Source organism: Amycolatopsis sp. NPDC001319, assembly GCF_042896185.1.
Classification (GTDB): domain Bacteria; phylum Actinomycetota; class Actinomycetes; order Mycobacteriales; family Pseudonocardiaceae; genus Amycolatopsis.
Genome location: NZ_JBIAWY010000014.1, coordinates 86,824 through 103,065, shown reverse-complemented (window position 1 = coordinate 103,065; position 16,242 = coordinate 86,824). Strand labels below are relative to the sequence as shown.

Annotated in this window: 19 protein-coding genes; 6 read left to right on the top strand and 13 right to left on the bottom strand. The window is 71.6% G+C overall.

Features of this window, described 5'->3' with window-relative positions:
• Positions 1 to 41: 41 nt before the first annotated feature.
• On the top strand, positions 42 to 734 hold the full coding sequence (locus ACFY1H_RS39890) for a TetR/AcrR family transcriptional regulator (RefSeq protein ID WP_366578634.1): 693 nt from the start codon (positions 42 to 44) through the stop codon (positions 732 to 734).
• A gap of 51 nt (positions 735 to 785) precedes the next feature.
• On the opposite strand, the gene ACFY1H_RS39885 is transcribed toward ACFY1H_RS39890, so the two are convergent.
• From ACFY1H_RS39885 to ACFY1H_RS39865, 5 genes are all read right to left on the bottom strand, one after another.
• The gene (locus ACFY1H_RS39885; RefSeq protein WP_386955323.1) at positions 786 to 1,271 is read right to left on the bottom strand and encodes a cupin domain-containing protein; all 486 of its coding nucleotides are present in this window, start codon (positions 1,269 to 1,271) and stop codon (positions 786 to 788) included.
• The gene (locus ACFY1H_RS39880; RefSeq protein ID WP_366578638.1) at positions 1,268 to 2,179 is read right to left on the bottom strand and encodes an NADP-dependent oxidoreductase; all 912 of its coding nucleotides are present in this window, start codon (positions 2,177 to 2,179) and stop codon (positions 1,268 to 1,270) included. Before ACFY1H_RS39880 ends, ACFY1H_RS39885 begins: the two co-directional genes overlap by 4 nt.
• A 24-nt stretch (positions 2,180 to 2,203) precedes the next feature.
• Positions 2,204 to 3,418, bottom strand: a complete 1,215-nt coding sequence (locus ACFY1H_RS39875) for an MFS transporter (RefSeq protein ID WP_366578640.1) — start codon at positions 3,416 to 3,418, stop codon at positions 2,204 to 2,206.
• A gap of 13 nt (positions 3,419 to 3,431) precedes the next feature.
• Complete coding sequence (locus ACFY1H_RS39870; protein WP_366578642.1) at positions 3,432 to 4,070, bottom strand: HD domain-containing protein; 639 nt, start codon at positions 4,068 to 4,070, stop codon at positions 3,432 to 3,434.
• A 117-nt stretch (positions 4,071 to 4,187) separates the two neighbouring features.
• The gene (locus ACFY1H_RS39865) at positions 4,188 to 4,922 is read right to left on the bottom strand and encodes an alpha/beta fold hydrolase (RefSeq protein WP_366578644.1); all 735 of its coding nucleotides are present in this window, start codon (positions 4,920 to 4,922) and stop codon (positions 4,188 to 4,190) included.
• Positions 4,923 to 5,151: 229 nt separating this feature from the next.
• Here ACFY1H_RS39865 and ACFY1H_RS39860 point away from each other — a divergent pair, with 229 nt between their 5' ends.
• The 3 genes from ACFY1H_RS39860 (at position 5,152) to ACFY1H_RS39850 (ending at position 9,225) form a co-directional block, all read left to right on the top strand.
• Positions 5,152 to 6,105 carry a GlxA family transcriptional regulator gene (locus tag ACFY1H_RS39860; RefSeq protein ID WP_386955320.1) on the top strand — a complete coding sequence of 318 codons (954 nt, stop codon included), beginning with the start codon at positions 5,152 to 5,154 and terminating at the stop codon, positions 6,103 to 6,105.
• Positions 6,106 to 6,577: 472 nt separating this feature from the next.
• Entirely contained in the window at positions 6,578 to 8,770 is a 2,193-nt protein-coding gene (locus ACFY1H_RS39855; protein WP_366578648.1) for an alpha/beta fold hydrolase, read from the top strand.
• Entirely contained in the window at positions 8,767 to 9,225 is a 459-nt protein-coding gene (locus ACFY1H_RS39850) for a DUF417 family protein (protein WP_366578650.1), read from the top strand. Before ACFY1H_RS39855 ends, ACFY1H_RS39850 begins: the two co-directional genes overlap by 4 nt.
• 2 nt (positions 9,226 to 9,227) lie before the next feature.
• Here ACFY1H_RS39850 and ACFY1H_RS39845 read toward each other — a convergent pair whose 3' ends face one another.
• The 4 genes from ACFY1H_RS39845 to ACFY1H_RS39830 form a co-directional block, all read right to left on the bottom strand.
• Positions 9,228 to 10,061, bottom strand: coding sequence for an alpha/beta fold hydrolase (locus ACFY1H_RS39845; protein WP_386955317.1), 834 nt, complete (start codon positions 10,059 to 10,061; stop codon positions 9,228 to 9,230).
• A 140-nt stretch (positions 10,062 to 10,201) separates the two neighbouring features.
• Positions 10,202 to 10,729 carry a GNAT family N-acetyltransferase gene (locus ACFY1H_RS39840; RefSeq protein ID WP_366578654.1) on the bottom strand — a complete coding sequence of 176 codons (528 nt, stop codon included), beginning with the start codon at positions 10,727 to 10,729 and terminating at the stop codon, positions 10,202 to 10,204.
• 10 nt (positions 10,730 to 10,739) lie between these two features.
• Complete coding sequence (locus ACFY1H_RS39835; RefSeq protein ID WP_386955315.1) at positions 10,740 to 11,747, bottom strand: nucleotide kinase domain-containing protein; 1,008 nt, start codon at positions 11,745 to 11,747, stop codon at positions 10,740 to 10,742.
• Entirely contained in the window at positions 11,740 to 12,390 is a 651-nt protein-coding gene (locus tag ACFY1H_RS39830; protein ID WP_386955313.1) for a TetR/AcrR family transcriptional regulator, read from the bottom strand. The genes ACFY1H_RS39835 and ACFY1H_RS39830 overlap by 8 nt, the downstream gene beginning before the upstream one ends.
• Positions 12,391 to 12,485: 95 nt before the next feature.
• Between ACFY1H_RS39830 and ACFY1H_RS39825 the strand changes: the two genes are divergently transcribed.
• A complete protein-coding gene (locus tag ACFY1H_RS39825; RefSeq protein ID WP_386955311.1) occupies positions 12,486 to 13,229 on the top strand; it encodes an ABC transporter ATP-binding protein in 744 nt (247 codons plus the stop codon).
• A gap of 1 nt (position 13,230) precedes the next feature.
• Here ACFY1H_RS39825 and ACFY1H_RS39820 read toward each other — a convergent pair whose 3' ends face one another.
• Complete coding sequence (locus ACFY1H_RS39820; protein WP_386955309.1) at positions 13,231 to 13,935, bottom strand: methyltransferase domain-containing protein; 705 nt, start codon at positions 13,933 to 13,935, stop codon at positions 13,231 to 13,233.
• A 40-nt stretch (positions 13,936 to 13,975) separates the two neighbouring features.
• A complete protein-coding gene (locus ACFY1H_RS39815; protein WP_366581653.1) occupies positions 13,976 to 14,458 on the bottom strand; it encodes a MarR family transcriptional regulator in 483 nt (160 codons plus the stop codon).
• 71 nt (positions 14,459 to 14,529) lie between these two features.
• On the opposite strand from ACFY1H_RS39815, the gene ACFY1H_RS39810 reads away from it, so the two are divergent.
• Positions 14,530 to 15,468 carry an amidohydrolase family protein gene (locus ACFY1H_RS39810; protein ID WP_366581654.1) on the top strand — a complete coding sequence of 313 codons (939 nt, stop codon included), beginning with the start codon at positions 14,530 to 14,532 and terminating at the stop codon, positions 15,466 to 15,468.
• A gap of 35 nt (positions 15,469 to 15,503) precedes the next feature.
• Here the strand turns inward: ACFY1H_RS39810 and ACFY1H_RS39805 are convergent, their stop codons facing one another.
• Both ACFY1H_RS39805 and ACFY1H_RS39800 read right to left on the bottom strand, forming a co-directional pair.
• Positions 15,504 to 15,758 (bottom strand): hypothetical protein, encoded by a 255-nt coding sequence (locus ACFY1H_RS39805; RefSeq protein WP_366581655.1) that lies wholly within the window; start codon positions 15,756 to 15,758, stop codon positions 15,504 to 15,506.
• Between the two features lie 192 nt (positions 15,759 to 15,950).
• Positions 15,951 to 16,241, bottom strand: coding sequence for an amphi-Trp domain-containing protein (locus tag ACFY1H_RS39800; RefSeq protein WP_386955307.1), 291 nt, complete (start codon positions 16,239 to 16,241; stop codon positions 15,951 to 15,953).
• Position 16,242 lies beyond the last annotated feature (1 nt).

The window sequence follows — 16,242 nt, the reverse complement described above, 5'->3', positions numbered from 1 at the left end:
TAAACGACGAACTTAGTTCGTGTCAAGGTAGGGTGGTGGTCATGCCCGCCGCTTCCCGCCGTGCTCAGCGCTCCGCGTCTGCCGCTTCCCGCAAACCGCCCATCACCGCCGAGCGGATCACGGACGCGGCCCTGCAGGTCGTCGCCACCGAGGGCTACGACGCGCTGACCATCCGCCGCGTCACGGCCGTGCTGGGCACCGGGCCGTCGTCGCTCTACGCCCACATCACCACGAAAACCGACCTCGACGACCTGCTCATCGGCCGGCTCTGCTCGGAGATCTCGCTGCCCGAGCCGGACCCCGCGCGGTGGCGGCAGCAGATCCACGACGTCTACGCCCAGCTGCGCGACCGCTACCTCCAGTACCCCGGTGTGTCCCGCGCGGCGCTCGCCCTCGTCCCCACCCATCCGGAGACCCTGCGCGTCAGCGAAGGCATCCTGGGCCTCCTGCTCGCCGGCGGCGTCCCCGCACAGACCGCCGCGTGGGCCCTGGACTCACTCACGCTGTACGTCACCGCGTACGCCTGGGAACGCTCACTGGTCCACCAACGCCAGAAGAACCCGGACGACGCCTGGGTGCTCAGCCGGGAGGATCTGGTCGAGCGGCTGGGTGCGCTGCCGGCCGAGCGGTTCCCGCACACCCGCCGGCACGCGGCCGAGCTGACGTCGGGTGTGGGTCACGAGCGGTTCGAGTTCACGCTGTCGCTGATGCTGGACAACCTCACCACTTCTTGATCAGGGCTCGCGAAGCGGTGAGGTTGTCGAGCCGGACCGGGTTCACAGCGGTCAGCCGTGCGGGTCGTCGACTTTCAGCTGTTCTCCGGTCGTCGCCACGAACACCACCAGCAGTTTCGCCGGTTCGGTCGCGCTGACGTTGTCCGTGGACACGTGGTGCGCGCCGGGCTGTTCGGTCCAGTTGTCGCCCTGGTGGTAGGTGCGGGCGGGCTGGCCTTCGAGCTGGCTGCGGATGGTGCCCTCGAGTACGTAGGCGTAGACGAAGGCGTCGCCGTGGCGGTGCGGGGCCGCGCTGGCGGACGGGGGGAAGGTGACGATCGACGAGGTGAACGTCTTCCCCGGGATGTTCGGGAGGGCCTGGGCGAGGAGCGGGGTGAGGGTCTCGGCCGGATGACCGGAAGCCGAGACCGGGGCCGGAGCGGAAACAGAAGCCGGAGCCGAAACAGGAGCGGCCGGCGGGGACTGCGTGGCGGACGAGCAGCCGGCGACCGCCACCGCGGTGAGCAGGAGGCCGCCGGCGACCCGCGGGCGGATCACTCCGCCACCTGGATGATCGTCTTGCCCGGAGTCCGCTGGCGGCGCGCGAAGGCGTCCGCCGTCTCGGCAAGCGGGCGTACGGTGCTGACGATCGGCTTGAGCCGTCCGTCGCGGACGCGCTGGGCGAGGTCCGCCAGGCGCAGGCGGTCCGGTTCCACCACGAAGAAGACGGCGCGCCCGTCGGCCGGCTGGACCTCGGGCGGGGCGGCGATGGTGACGACGGTGCCGCCGGGGCGCAGCAGCTTCGTCGAGCGCTCGAGGACCTCGCCGCCGATGACGTCGAGGATGACGTCGGCCGGGCCGGCCGACTCGAAGGAGGCGGTGTCCACAAAGGAGTGCGCGCCGAGGCCGAGCACGAAGTCGCGGTCGGCGGGGCGGCCGGTGCCGATCACCTGGGCGCCCGCCTCGTGGGCGAGCTGCACGGCGATGGACCCGACACCGCCGGCGGCGCCGTGGATCAGCACGGTCTGGCCGGCGGACAGCGAAGCGTGGTCGAACAGCGCCTGCCACGCCGTGAGCCCCGAGATCGGCAGCGCCGCGGCCACGGTGTGGTCGATGTCCGCGGCGAGCGGCGCGAGGTTGCGGGCCTCGACGGCGGTGTACTCGGCGAGGGCCCCGTCGCGCAGCCAGTCGGTGAGGCCGAACACGCGCTGCCCGACGCTCAGGCCGGTGGTGCCGTACCCGAGCTCGGCGACGACGCCGGACAGCTCGTGCCCGGGCACGCTCGGCGTGCGGTCGCGCCCGGCGCGGTCGGTCCAGGTGCCGGGCCAGTCGAGCTCGCCCGGGGTGAAGCCGGCGGCGTGGACGCGCACGATGACGTCGTTCTCGGCGGCGTGCGGGTGGGGCACCTCGGCGAGCTTGAGGCCGGCGATGCCCGCGTTCTGGTTCTGTGCGGTGATGGCTTGCATGTCGGGTCCTTTCCGGACAGTCACTCAGTGGTGTTGGGATGCAACGAGTTGGGCGACCCGCCGGGACGAAGAGGACTGCACGGCGGCGCTCACGGACAGCACCCCGACGAACGCGAGGTACGCGTAGCCCGTCGTCTCCAGGCCCCAGTACGGCTCCAACAGCCCGGCCGCGAGCGAAGGGAGGCTCAGCGCCGCGTAGCTCACGACATACGCGGCGGAAAACACTTCCGAGCGTGTCTTCGTGGTGGTGGCCGCGCTGATCCCGCGCAGGGTTCCGGTGAACGTCAGGCCGACGCCCAGCCCGGCGATCACCGACCCGACGAGGAAGCCGGCCGCGGAGCCGAAACCCAGCGCGCCGGCCAGCACCGCCGAGCCCACGACCAGTCCGACCGCGCCCATCAGCGTCGCGATCCGGGCCGAGTGCCGCGCCGCCCACAACCCGCCCGCGCTGTTGGCGAGGAACAGCACCGCGATGGCGAGACCGCCCGCGGCGCCGAATCGCACGTGCAGGACGTCGGTCACCAGCGAAGGGGCGAGCGCCAGGAACAACCCGGTCAACGCCCAGCCCGCGACGATGGCGGGCACCGCGCCGAGGAACGCCGGGCGCGTCTCGCGCGGCACGCGGACGCGCGGGCGCAGCGACGCCAGCACGCCGGGGCGCCGGCCGGCGGTCTCGGGGATGGCGAACACCAGCGCGGCGACGACCATGAACGCCACGGTGAGCACCGGGAAGACCACCGCGTCGGGATGCGGGCCGGCCTGCACGAGCAGGCCCGTCAGCCCACCGCCGGCGGCGAGCCCGAAGCTCGTCCCCACCGCGGTCATCATCGGGCCGCGGTGCGGGCGATCGGCGGGGGAGAGCTCGACCAGCCCGGCGGCCAGCGCGCCCGTCGCCATCCCGGTGGCGAGGCCCTGCACGATCCGGGCGGTCACGAGCGCGCCGACCCCGCCGGCCGCCCAGAAGATCGCCGTGCCGGCCGCGGCCACGAGGAGCGACGCGACCAGCACCGGCCGGCGCCCGACGTGGTCACTCAGTGAACCGACCGTCAACAGCGCGCCGACCAGGCCGGCGACGTACACGGCGAACACGACCGTAAGGATCGTCACCGAAAAGCCCCACCGCTGCAGGTACACCGGGTAGATCGGCGAGGGCGCGCTCGTCGACGCCATGAGGAGCACGTTGGCGAAGACGAGCAGAGCGAAGGAAGCCCCCCGGCTCAGGCTGTGTCGGTCGTCCATCTCGACGTCCGGGTCAGCTTGACCAGGGCGAGCCGGTGATGCGCTCGACCGTGGTCGTGCGGCGGAAATCGGGGATGAAGTGCTCCAGGATGTCGGAGTTCACCGTTCCGTTGGTGGTTTCCGGGCGGTGCTTCAGCGCGTCGACGAAGGTGCGCAGGAAATCGTTCTTGAAATCGCCGCGCGGGTGGAAGGCGAGGATTTCCTCGACCTGGGCGAGGTCCAGACCGTCGAAGCCGAAACCGAGCACGTCGGTGAGCACGCCGAGGTGGGTCGTGGCGATTTCCGGGCCCATGCGCCCGGGGATTCCCGGCGTGGTGTGCAGGGCGATGGCCGTCCACACGGTGTCCGCGGCCTCGCGCGAGAAACCCCGGTCCAGCAGGAACTTGCGTCCGTGGTCGGCGCCGTCGACCTCGAAGCGCTGCTCCACGTCGGAGAACGGCGTGATGAGCCCGGTGTCGTGGAACATCGCGGCCAGGTAGAGCAGTTCCGGATCGGGTTTCACGCCGAGCCGCTGCGCGTGGAACTGGCTGAAGAAGTAAACCCGGCGGGAGTGGTGGTAGATGAGCGGGTTGGTCGTTTCCTGGATGAGGCGCGACGCCTCGGCGACCGCTTCCGTCTCCGGGATCTCCACACCCGCGATGATCTCTGACATGACTGCTGCGCTTCCGTTCTTTTCTCGACGGATTCTGTCCTTCTCCATAGTGCCGATCGAGGCGCCCGCGGTGCCGCCTTTGTCCGGCCAGGAACCACTCAGATCGGGACGCGCGGTTCAGCCGTCGACGGTGTGTGAATGCAGGAGTGCCGAGACGAACGCGTCGGGCCGGGTCAGAAACGCCTCGTGGTCACCCGGAACGGTGATCGGCTCGACGCCGAGCCGGGCCGGGAACCGCGGGCACCACGCGTAGTCGCCCGGGGGCATCGCCAGGTCGCATTCGCCGGCCAGGTAGCTGATCGGCAGGCCGAGCGTCGACAGCGCGGGGGCGTGCAAGGGCTGTTCGAAGTAGCTCATCGGCTGGGGGACGAGCAGTTCGTAGATCAGCTTCTGCGTCGGTTCGGGCGTGTCCTGGGCGAAGGCGCTCTGAAACACCGGGTAGGGCAGGACCACGGAATGGTCGCCCGACTCCTGCGCGAGCTGCCGGAAGAGCGCGGCGTGCCCCGGCGGGACGTCGTCCACGAGGGCCACGCCCTGCTCCGGCACGAACGCGCTGTGGAAAACGAGGCGGCGCACCCGGTGCGGAACCCGGTGGGCCGCACCGAAAACGGGGTAACCGCCCCAGCTGTGGGCGACCAGCGTGACGTCGGTCAGGTCGTGCGCTTCGAGGAAAGTCACGACGAAGTCCACTGTGTCCTCGAGCGTGAAACGCCGGGGATCGTCGCCGTCCGCGAGGCCCGGCAGCGTCAGGGCGACCACGTTGTGCCCCGCGGCGCGCAACCGCTGGGCGACCGGCCGCCACGCCCACGCGCCGTGCCACGCGCCCGGAACCAGAACGTACGTCTCCACCATGGTTCGATTCACCTTCCTGTGGCTTCGTTGCCAGAGGGCTCGCCGCCCGTGCCGGACCTGCTTCTCGGTCGGGCCTGTGACGTAGGGAACGTAGCGAGCAGTTCCGTTACGGTCAAGTAGTGTAACGAAACTCGTTCGGCTCACTTTTGTGGTGACGGTGTGCTACCAATGCCCTGTGCGCCCGTCTCCCGCCTCCACGACCGCCCGGCCCGGTTCCCCTGAGCGCGTCGTGGCGATCCTGGTCTTCGACGGGGTGACGCTGCTGGACGTCGCGGGCCCGGCGGAGGTGTTCAAGGAGGCCAACCGCTTCGGTGCCCACTACCGGATCGTGCTCGTGTCGCCGACGGGCGAGGACGTGGTGTCGAACCTCGGGTTCAAGATCGCGGTCGAGGGCTCCGTGCGCTCCGAGCCCGCGCCGGACACCTACCTCGTGGCCGGCTCGGACCTCTTCCCGAGCACGCCCGTGCCGTGCGACCTGGCCGAAGCCGCCCGCGTTCCGGTCGACGGCGCCCGCCGCGTCGCCTCGATCTGCACGGGCGCGTTCGTCCTCGCCGCCGCCGGCCTGCTCGACGGCAAGCGCGCGACCACGCACTGGAAGGTCACCCACGAGCTCGCCTCCCGCTGCCCGACGTGCCGCGTGGAGCCCGACGCCATCTACGTCCGCGACGGCACCACCTACACCTCCGCCGGCGTCACCGCCGGCATCGACCTGGCCCTGGCCCTCGTCGAGGAGGACCACGGCCCCGATCTGACCCGCGACGTCGCCCGGTCCCTGGTCGTGTACCTGCAGCGCTCGGGCGGGCAGTCGCAGTTCTCCGCCCCGCTGCAGGGCCCGCCGCCGCGCTCCCCGGCCCTGCGCACCATCACCGACCTGGTCACGGCCAACCCCGGCGCCCGGCACTCGCTGGGCGACCTCGCCAAGCACCTGAACGTCAGCACCCGCCAGCTCACCCGCCTCTTCCACGACGAACTGGACACCACCCCGGCCCGCTACGTGGAGAACATCCGCTTCGACCTGGCCCGGGCCCTGCTCGACCAAGGCCACAACGCCACCCAGGCCGCGACCCTGGCCGGCTTCCCCAGCTACGAAGCTCTGCGGCGCGTGTTCGCGCGGAAGCTGTCCATCAGCCCGGCGGCTTACCAACGCCGGTTCAGCACGGCTCGGCGGGCCAACGCGGGGTAGTTCTTCGCGGCCGTCAGGGTCGGTTGGCAGCTCGACGTCGCGGCGGTCGTTCGCCGGGCCGACCCAGGCTCGCGGCGACGCGGGCCGGCTTGCGGCGAACGCCCGGCGTTCGCCGCTCGGGCGCTCGGCGTGCGTGTCGCTGAGTGAACACCTCAAGCCTGACCTGCGTGGGTGAGGTTTGGCCGCCCGCGGCAGGACGTCTGGCGTTGCCGGCTCGGCTTGCTGAGTTGCGGGTCGCAGTGCAGGTCCGCCGTGTCCGGCGAGGTTTCTGTCGTTCGTCAGGCTGGTCGCGACTGCCACGCGGCTCGCACTGTCTCCGGCGTGACCTGGGTTCGCCGCGGCGAGGCCGATCCGGCTCACCTGGGACGGGCGATGTTTCGCGGAGCCGCGGCGAGCACCGTTGCGTCGTCCGCCTACGTCGGTGCGAGTGGCGTGCCGGCGTGGCGGGGCCGACGGCGGAGGAGGGCGGAGCATGGCGGACACGGCTACGCCTGCGTCGGCCGGCGGTACCTCGGACGGGCCGGGCCGGGCGGATCAGCCGCGCGGGCAGGTGCAGCCGGGGCAGCCGACCCAACCCGGTCAGCCGACCCAACCCGGTCAGCCGAGCCAACCCGCTCAGCCGGGCGCTGCGGCGCGGCTTCGCTCACCCGCCTACCTGCGTCTGCTGGTGCTCGCCGCGATCATCGGGGTGCCCATCTCCGCGGCGGCGTACTTCTTCCTCCAGCTGGTCGGCGCCCTCCAGAGCTGGGTGTACACCGATCTGCCGCGCGCGCTCGGGTTCGGGGGGCCGCCGTGGTGGTGGCCGGTGCCGCCGTTGGTGCTGTGCGGGGTGCTGGTCGCGGTCGCGGTGCGGTACCTGCCCGGTGGGGGCGGCCATCCGCCCGTCTACGGGTTCACGCCCGGCCAGCAGCCGACGCCGATACAGCTGCCGGGAGTGCTGCTGGCCGCATTGGCGACGCTCGGGCTGGGGGCGGTGCTCGGGCCCGAAGCGCCGCTGATCGCCCTCGGTGCCGGCCTCGGGGTGTGCGCGGTGCGGCTCGCCCGCCCGCATGCGCCGAAGCAGGTCGGTGCCGTGGTGGCGGCGACGGGGAGCTTCGCGGCGATCAGCGCGCTGCTCGGGTCGCCGATCCTGGGCGCGTTCCTGCTGATGGAGGCGTCCGGGCTGGCCGGCGCGACCATGGGGCTGGTGCTGCTGCCCGGTCTGCTGGCCGCCGGGATCGGCACGTTGCTCTTCATCGGCCTCGACTCGCTGACCGGCCTGGGCGCGGCGTCGCTGGCGTTGCCCGAGCTGCCGCCGTTCACCCACCCCGACCTCGCGCAGTTCGGCTGGGCACTCGGCATCGGCGCGGCCGCGGCGGTGCTGGGCACGGGCATTCGCCGGCTGTCGCTGCTGCTGCACTCGCGCGTGGAAAACCACGTCCTGCTGCTGACCCCCGTGGCGGGCCTCGTGGTCGCCGGGCTCGCGATCGCCTACACCGCCGCGGGCGGCAGCCTGTCGGACGTCCTGTTCTCCGGCGAGACGGCGCTGCCGACGCTGCTGGAGACCAGCGCGGCGTACTCGGTTCCGATGCTGCTGCTCCTGCTGGCCTGCAAGGGACTCGCGTACGGCGTGACGCTGTCGGCATTCCGCGGCGGCCCGATCTTCCCGGCGATGTTCCTCGGCGCCGCGGGCGGCATCGCGCTGTCGCACCTGCCGGGGCTGCCGCTCGTCGCCGGGGTGGCGATGGGAATCGGCGCGATGTGCGTGGTCATGCTGCGCCTGCCGCTGACGTCCGTCCTGCTCGCCACGCTGCTGCTTTCGTCCGACGGGCTGGCCGTGATGCCGCTGGTGATCGTGGCGGTGGTCGTGGCCCACGTGGTGGCCGCGTGGCTCGGCCCGCGCGAGGGTTCACTAGCCGGGGGTGATGAGGCGACGGCGCCCGCCGCGCCAGTCTCCAAGGGCCCTGAAACGGCTGCCCCGGGAGGAACCGGCATGGCTCAACGTCCGAACATCGTTCTCGTCCACGGCGCGTGGGCCGACGGTTCCAGCTGGAGCGCGGTGATCGAGCGCCTGCAGGCCGACGGCTTCCGGGTCACCGCGCCGCAGTTCGCGGAGGCGTCGCTGGCCGGCGACGTCGCGCGGCTGCGCCAGGTGCTGGCCCGCCAGGACGGCCCGACGATCGTCGCCGGACACTCGTACGGCGGTCAGATCATCACCGCGCTGGGGACCGACGCGCCGAACGTCGTCGGCCTGGTCTACGTCGCCGGGTTCGGCCTCGACGAGGGCGAGACGATCGGCAAGCTGCTGGAAAAGGGCCCCGTGAGCCCGGCGCTGGCGCACCTCGACGTCGACAAGCAGGGCTTTGCGTGGCTGCCCGAGGACGACTTCGTGAACCACTTCGCCGCCGACGTCGACCCGGTGAAGGCGCGGGTCATGTTCGCCGTGCAGCAGCCCCTCGCGTTCTCGGCCCTCGAAGAGGTGATGGGTGCTCCGGCGTGGAAGTCGCACCCGGCGTGGTTCCTGGTCGCCGAGGGCGACCAGGCGATCCCGCCTGACGCCCAGCGGCAGTTCGCCGCGCGCATGAAGGCCACGACCGTCGAGGTCGCGACGAATCACGTCGCGATGGTCTCCCACCCCGACGACGTGCTGCGGCTCATCGCGAGCGCGGTCCAGGCCGTGCGGTGACGAGTGTCCCGGGCGCACTGGCCGCCGCCGCGCTGCCGGTGATGCGGTACGGGCTGACGACGTGCTTCGTGTGGGTCGGGGTGCTGAAGTTCCAGGACTACGAGATCGAGAACGCGGAGCCCCTCGTCACCGCGAGCCCGCTCACCGCGTGGCCGCGGAAGAAGTGGGGCGCCCGCAACCTCGGCCGGGTCATCGGGACCACGCAGATCGTGCTGGGCTCCCTGATCGCGGCGAAGCCGCTAGTGCCCCGTGCGTCCGCCGCCGGCAGTCTCGGGGCCGCGGCGATGATGGTCGGCACGCTCAGTTTCCTCGTCACCACACCGGAAGCGTGGCGCGAGGGGCACCGGATGTCGCAGCTGTCCGTGCTCGGCGAGGCCCTCCTGAAGGACGGGGTGCTGCTCGGCGCCTCCCTTCTGACCGCCGCGGACTCGCTGAGCGCCGCCGACCATTCGTAGGTTCAGGCCCGGTGCACGGCCTCGAGGATGACTCGGGTGACGACGTCGGGATGCGTGATGAACGACAGGTGGCCCGAGTCGACCACCGTCGTGCGCGCCTTCATCCGGGCGGCCACGAAGCGCTGGAGCTCGGGTGACGTCGTGCGGTCGGCCGTGGTGATCACGTAGCTGCTCGGCTTGGTTTCCCAGGCGGCGACGGTGGTTTTGGTCGCGAAGAGATCCTGCGCGACGCGGCCCTGGGCGGCGTAGAGGACCCGCGCCTGGGCGGTGGGGACGCCGTTGGCGAAGTCGTTGAGGAACGCGTCTTCGGTCAGGTGGCCGAAACCGTTCTGGTACACCAGGCCCGCGCTGGCCGGCGCGGCCGGGAACCGCGCGGTGAGCGCGGGGTAGTCCTCGCCGGCCCTCGGCGCCCGCGCGGACAGGTAGACGAGCGAGTCGACGGAGGGGTGGTCACCGGCCTGGCTGATCACCGAACCGCCGTAGGAGTGGCCCACGAGGACGGTCCGGCCGCTCTGCAGGTCGAGCTCACGCCGCGTCGCGGCCACGTCGTCGTCGAGCGAGGTCAACGGATTCTGCACCGACGTGACCGTGATCCCGGCGGCTTGCAGCCGCGGGATCACCTCCGCCCAGCACGACCCGTCGGCGTACGCGCCGTGGACGAGCACGACGGACCGCCGCGCCACGGGCCGCGTGACCGCGCCCGCCGAACCCGGCACGGCGAGCGCGACCCCGGCGGCGCCCAGCGCAGCGATGCCCGCGAAGGACCGCCGGGTCAGTCTCGCCGGGGATCCCGTGGCGCCCGGATTCTCGGGATGGTGCGGTTCTGTGCGGTTCATGGCTGAGAACTCCCCTTGTCGGCGGTAGATACCGTCTGTCCACTGTGGCCCCACACGGCGTCCGGCCATGATCACGTTACGCCGCGGCCTGGGCCCCAGCTGGAGGCTTTCGGGTAAGGACTGTCCCTTGACAAGGGGACTCAATCGGCCTCGGCGGTCGGATGCCAGACGCCGAACCACTGCTCGGCGCCGAACTCTTCGAACTTCTCGACCTCGGTGAACCCCAGCTTCGCCGCGAGCCGCATCGAGCGCTCGTTGGCGGTCCGGGTGCAGAGCACCACCGGTTCGCCGGCTCCTGCGAACCAGCCGAGCACCGCCGTGCACGCCTCTTCGGCGTACCCGAATCCCCACGCGCGCGGCAGGAACAGGTAGCCGATCTCGGTCGTCTCGGCGCCGGGCCGGAACCGGCCCGGACGCGCCGCGTCGCGCCGGTCGAGCGTGATCATGCCGATCGTCTCCCCGTCGAGTTCGACCACGAAGAAACCGAAGCGCCGCCCGGGCACCTCGGGCGCGGTGCGTTCGAGCTCGTCGCGCGATTGCGGGCCGCCGAGGTAGGTCCCGACCTCGGGTGAGGCGAGCAGTTCGATCACGGCCGCGCGGTCGCGCGCCTCGGACTGGCGGAGCACGAGCCGCGCCGTCCTGATCGGGGCGGGGGGCCAGGAGGTCATGAAGCGCAACCTATCGCGGGACCACGACTGCTGCGGCTTGCGCTCGGACGGCTTCGGTGATGCCCCACTTCGGCGGGAACCACGGAGCCGGCATCGGGTCGCCGTTGCGGTGGTACTGCTGCTTGATGCGGGTCCGTCCGGAGATGCCGGGGACGGCCGGGTGCGCGACGCGGGCGTATTTGTCGACTTCGCAGAACAGGTTCTGGCAGTCGACCAGGTGCAGGCGGCGGCCGCCCAGGGACGCGAAGCGCAGGCCGAGCCGAGCGAAGTGGGCTTCTTGCGTGTCGGACATGTACGCGATCACCGCGTCCTCGATGCCGTGGGCGGCGGGGCCGAAGCACTTGCGGATGCCGTCGCGCGCGCCCGGGCCGGCGACGACGAAGTCGTTTTCCGAGAAGTCCAGCACGGCCGTGTAGTTGAGGTCGATCGAGAACTGGAACGCCAGGAAGTCGCCGAGCCCCGGGTAGGCGCGCAGCAGCGCGAACACGTTCGCCAGGCCGTGGGCGTCCTGGAGCTTCTCGGCGAGGCCGTCGTGGATCATCGTCTCGGCGAGCAGCAGGTGGTCGTGGTGCTTGCGGGTGCCGCCCAGCCGGGGTGGCGGGATGATGTAGGCAGGGGAGTACAGCGCGTGCCGGGCCGCGTCGAGGACCGCGCGGGCCGCCGCCGGCTGCCACGACGCCCACGTGACGGTGCCGAGCTCGGCCTCCAGCAGGCGCCAGGTGTCGATCTTGTTGAAGAACTTGAACAGCAGCATCCGGAAGACCACGTCGCGCGGCTCTTGCGGGCCGCCGTAACCCACGTCGTGGATGGCGAACTGGCTCACCCGGTCCGCCGCGCGGTAGCAGTTCGTGAACCGGTGGCGGGCGAGGATCGGATCACTCGGCGCAGGCCCGTTGTCGCGCAGCCGCGCGAAGTACGCGTCCTGGCGCGCGGCGGCGAAACGCCAATACGTGTCGAAAACCGGGCTCGGCCGCAGCCGTCGGCCCGCGACGGTGATGTCCGGAATGGACTCACTCACCGCGGCCGGGCTCCGGATTTCCCGGCGACGTCAGGTACGCCAGCGCCATCTCGGCCGTTTCGGCCGCCCACGCGCGCCACGTCAGGTCGTCGGGCCAGAACCGGCCGGAGGCGGCGCGGTGCACGCACGACCCGATGATCGTCCGCGCCGCCATCCGGAGGGCGAGCGCGCCGTCCGGGCGGCGGATCTCGCCGAGACAGGCTTCGGCGGCGTCGACGAACGTCCCCTGGATCGCGGCCATCGCCTGGAGCCCGCGGTCGCGGCCCTCGGCGCGCTGGGCGTCGAGCAACTCGGGGAAGACCCGGCCGTGGCGGGTGAACGTCTGCGCCAGCGCCTCGGTGAACGCGGCGACGGCCCCGCGAAGCCCGGGCGCCGGCGAGCGAAGCGCCTCGACGACGGTGGTTTCCAGCCGGCCGAGCAGGTCGTCCTTCACCGCGTACAGCAGCTGGTCCTTGCCCGCGAACCGGCGGTAGATCGCGCCGACCGACAGCCCCGCCCGATCGGCAACCGCACCGACGGTGAACTCCTCGATGCCCCCGTCGGCGAGCACCTGCTCGGCCGCGGCCAGCACCTTCTGCAGGGACTCCCGGCTGCGCGCCTGCTGGGGCGGGCGGAACCCCGGCTCGACGGATCGCTGACTCACCGGCCGCACGTTACCCCGCACCTCGGGGCACCCGGCCGGCGCCCGGATGAGAATGATAACTTCCATTCGCATTCGAGACGAGGAGGAGCGGCGGCATGGTGAGCATCGAGGTGACGGGTGCCTTCGTCGACTTCCCGATCTTCGACGCCAAGACGCGCTCGCTGAAGAAGCAGGTGCTCGGCAAGGTCGGCGGCAAGATCGCCACCGCTGCGAACGTCCCGGTCATCGAGGCGCTGCGGGACATCACGCTGTCCCTGGGCGACGGTGACCGCGTCGGCCTGGTGGGGCACAACGGCGCCGGCAAGTCGACGCTCCTGCGATTGCTCTCGGGCATCTACGAGCCGACCCGCGGCAGCACGCGCGTCGTCGGGCGGATCGCGCCGGTGTTCGACCTCGGGGTGGGCCTGGATCCCGAGGTCTCCGGCCGCGAGAACATCCTGATCCGCGGCCTCTTCCTCGGCATGAGCCGCCGGCAGATGGAGCGCCGGCTCGACGACATCGCGGAGTTCACCGAGCTCGGCGACTACCTCCACCTGCCGCTGCGCACCTACTCCGCCGGCATGCGTGTCCGGCTCGCGCTCGGCGTGGTGACCACCATCGACCCCGAGATCCTCATCCTCGACGAGGGCCTCGGTGCCATCGACGCGGCGTTCCTGGAAAAAGCCCGCGGCCGCCTCGTCGACCTCGCCCGCCGGTCCGGCGCGCTGGTGTTCGCGTCCCACGCCGACGACCTGCTGCGCGAGCTGTGCACCACCGCCCTCTGGCTGGACGAGGGCCGCATCCGCGCGCACGGCTCGCTCGACGAAGTTCTCGCCGAATACAAGACACGCGGCGCGTGAGTCAGCAGGCCTCGAGGACGAAGAACAGGAAACAGAGGAACGCGTGCCGGTCCCCGAATTCCTCGGGGAACCGCTCGCGCGCGCCGGGCGCCGGGTACGGCTCGCTGATCACGGCCGTGCGGAAGCCGGCGGCGGTGAAGGCGTCGGTCATGGCATGCAGGGGCCGGTGCCAGTACGTGAGCGTGGCCTTCTTCCCGGCGAAGTCGTACTCCTCCGACCACTCGGTGAGCCCGAAGTAGCTCGACTCGGGGTGGAGCAGCTTGAAGATGATCGGGTGGTTGACGGCCAGGATCAGGCGGCCACCGGGTTTCAGGACGCGCCGCAGCTCGGCCAGGGGAGCGGACCAGTCCTTGAGGTAGTGCAGCACCAGCGACGCGACGGCGTCGTCGAACTCCGCGTCGGGATACGGCAGGGGCCGGCTCAGGTCGCCGACCCGCAGGTCCGCTGAGGCGCCGAGCCGCTGTCGCGCGAGTTCGACCATCTTGGCGCTGGCGTCGAAGCCCCTCACCTCGGCGCCGCGTTCGCGCAGCGCGGCGGAGACGGGGCCGGCCCCGCAGCCCGCGTCGAGGATCCGCCGGCCGGCCACGTCCCCGGCCAGGTCCAGGATCGCGGGCCGCGCGTAGTAGGCGTTGATGAGGTTGGTCTCGTTCTCGGCCGTGTAAGCCTCGGCGAAACCGTCGTAGTCGTTGGTGACGTGCGCAGGCATGCGCCCATCCAACCCAGCTCGTGATCGTCACCCAACCGGCCTAACGCGGCGGGCCGGCCAGGCTCCCGCCGATGACGTCGGCCAGTCCCTGCAGCTGAGCGGTCAGTTCGCGCCGCTCCCGTGGCGAATACCGCGACAGCGCCTCGAACTGCCGGGCGCGCAGCTCGGTGCGCAGGGCCAAGAGGCGGTTCGCGCCGTCGGCGGTGAGGCGGATGAGGACCTTCCGCTCGTCGTCCGGGGCTCGGTGGCGGGTGATCAGGCCCTTCGCCTCGAGTTGCTGGAGCATGCGGGTCGCGGTAGGGACGCTGACCTCGGCGCCCGCGGCGAGGCGGCTGACGGGCAGCCCGGCGGTGTTGGCGGCCTCGGCCAGGGGCTCGAGCAGGGCGAGCTGGGCCATCGACAGGCCGCCGGCGGCGCGGTCGCCGATGGCCGTGCGGGAGCGGCGCATGGCGTAGAACAGCCGGTCGGCGGCCTGGGCCAGGGCCTCCACGTCGTCGATCACACGCTTGTCCTTCGGCGTCATGGTTGTTAGCTTACTAAATAAATATACTTAGCAAGCTAACAGAGCTAACAGAGCTAACAGAGGTGACAGCCATGACCGCCCGCATCGACGTCCACCAGCACGTCGTCCCGCCGCTCTGGGCCGAGGCGCTCGCCGAACGCGGTCTCGACTCCGGCGGCTGGGCGATCCCCGGCTGGAGCGCCGGCGACGCCGTCGCGATGATGGACCGCCAGGGCATCGCCACGGGCATCCTGTCCGTCACGGCGCCCGGCACGCACTTCGGTGACGACGCCGAGGCGCGCACGCTGTCGCGCGCGGTGAACGAGTACTGCGCCGAGCTCGTCAAGGACCGGCCGGACCGCTTCGGTCACTTCGCCGGCGTCCCGCTGCCCGACGTCGACGGGGCCGTCGCGGAGGCCGTCCACGCCCTGGACACGCTGCGCGCCGACGGCGTCATCCTGATGTCCAATGTGGAGGGTCGCTACCTCGGCGACCCCGATTTCGCGCCACTGTGGGAAGAACTGGACCGGCGGAGCGCCGTCGTCTTCGTCCACCCGGCACAGCCGCCGATGCCGCTGCTGGCCGGCACACCGGCGCCGTTGGCGGACTACGTCTTCGACACCACGCGAGCCGCGCTCGACCTGGTGCTCACGGGCACGCTCGGGCGCTTCCCGGACGTCCGCGTGATCCTCTCGCACGGCGGCGGGTTCCTGCCGTACGCGGCCTACCGGTTCTCCGGGCTGACGTCGACCGTCGTGGACACCACACGCGACGCCGACGACGTGATCCGCGAGCTCAAGCGCTTCTACTTCGACACGGCCCTCTCGGCCAGCCCGAGCGCGCTGCCCGCGCTGCTGGAGTTCGCCGAACCGGGGCACGTCCTCTACGGCAGCGACTGGCCGTTCGCGCCGGAACAGGCCGGCGCGTACTACAACCGGTACCTGGAGCAGTACCCGCGCTTCGCGGAGGGCGAGGGCGCCGCGATCGACCGCGGCAACGCGGAGGTTCTCTTCCCGCGCCTGGCCGGCTGATCCGGCGGGACGACGGAGGCGGTCCGCCGGTCAGGTCAGCCCGCGGCGGTGAGGGTGGTCACCTCGAGCCACTTGCGACGGTCGAGCAGGAGGTCGATGTCGGCCCACACGGCCTGCTCGACCTCGCGCCGGCTTGCCGGCGGAGTGCGCTCGATTTCCTGGTACAGCAAGGTGATGTGCTGGTCGACCGCGGACAGGTCCGGGCAGAGGTACGACGTGCCGGTGTGCCCGGTCACCGTGGTGAGGTCCTCGGGTTCGGAGCGCCCGGCGGACCGCTCAGTGAATTTCATGAAACCCAGCGTCGCAGCGGCGCCGCCCGTGCACATTGCCGCCAGCGGCCGTTGCGGGCCCGGTGCTGCCGGGAATACGTCGATACCGGCCAGCCGGTAACGTCCGTACCGGCTGGCCGGTATCGGGCGGGTACGGCTGCCCGCCACCGGCACCGGTGTCGCGCAGGCGCCGGAGTCATTTCGCGGGTGGCGTCATTTCGCGGCCGCGGCGGCCGATCGCCGGCCGGTGCGCCGCGTGGCCACCGCGCGGGCCGGTGTCCCGGTCGACCACTTCAGCTCCACTTCCAGCTCCACCTCACGGCCGTCGATCTCGATCTCCACCTCGATTTGCACCTCGTCGGGCACGTTGACCTTCACGGTGCTGGCGCCGAGCGCGAGCTCCACCTTGCCCCCGGCCGCCAGCGCGGCGGCGAGCGCGGCGAGCCGCTCGGCGGCGTCCTCGCGCGAAAGCTTCTCCTCGCGCTTGACCTCGACGTCGGACATG

Coding starts and splice junctions, on each gene's coding strand:
- ACFY1H_RS39810 (WP_366581654.1), top strand. CDS start 14,530: ATGACCGCCCGCATCGACGTCCACCAGCACGTCGTCCCGCCGCTCTGG.
- ACFY1H_RS39870 (WP_366578642.1), bottom strand. CDS start 4,070: ATGTCAGAGATCATCGCGGGTGTGGAGATCCCGGAGACGGAAGCGGTC.
- ACFY1H_RS39805 (WP_366581655.1), bottom strand. CDS start 15,758: ATGAAATTCACTGAGCGGTCCGCCGGGCGCTCCGAACCCGAGGACCTC.
- ACFY1H_RS39800 (WP_386955307.1), bottom strand. CDS start 16,241: ATGTCCGACGTCGAGGTCAAGCGCGAGGAGAAGCTTTCGCGCGAGGAC.
- ACFY1H_RS39865 (WP_366578644.1), bottom strand. CDS start 4,922: ATGGTGGAGACGTACGTTCTGGTTCCGGGCGCGTGGCACGGCGCGTGG.
- ACFY1H_RS39840 (WP_366578654.1), bottom strand. CDS start 10,729: ATGACCTCCTGGCCCCCCGCCCCGATCAGGACGGCGCGGCTCGTGCTC.
- ACFY1H_RS39825 (WP_386955311.1), top strand. CDS start 12,486: ATGGTGAGCATCGAGGTGACGGGTGCCTTCGTCGACTTCCCGATCTTC.
- ACFY1H_RS39845 (WP_386955317.1), bottom strand. CDS start 10,061: ATGAACCGCACAGAACCGCACCATCCCGAGAATCCGGGCGCCACGGGA.
- ACFY1H_RS39880 (WP_366578638.1), bottom strand. CDS start 2,179: ATGCAAGCCATCACCGCACAGAACCAGAACGCGGGCATCGCCGGCCTC.
- ACFY1H_RS39815 (WP_366581653.1), bottom strand. CDS start 14,458: ATGACGCCGAAGGACAAGCGTGTGATCGACGACGTGGAGGCCCTGGCC.
- ACFY1H_RS39890 (WP_366578634.1), top strand. CDS start 42: ATGCCCGCCGCTTCCCGCCGTGCTCAGCGCTCCGCGTCTGCCGCTTCC.
- ACFY1H_RS39875 (WP_366578640.1), bottom strand. CDS start 3,418: ATGGACGACCGACACAGCCTGAGCCGGGGGGCTTCCTTCGCTCTGCTC.
- ACFY1H_RS39855 (WP_366578648.1), top strand. CDS start 6,578: ATGGCGGACACGGCTACGCCTGCGTCGGCCGGCGGTACCTCGGACGGG.
- ACFY1H_RS39820 (WP_386955309.1), bottom strand. CDS start 13,935: ATGCCTGCGCACGTCACCAACGACTACGACGGTTTCGCCGAGGCTTAC.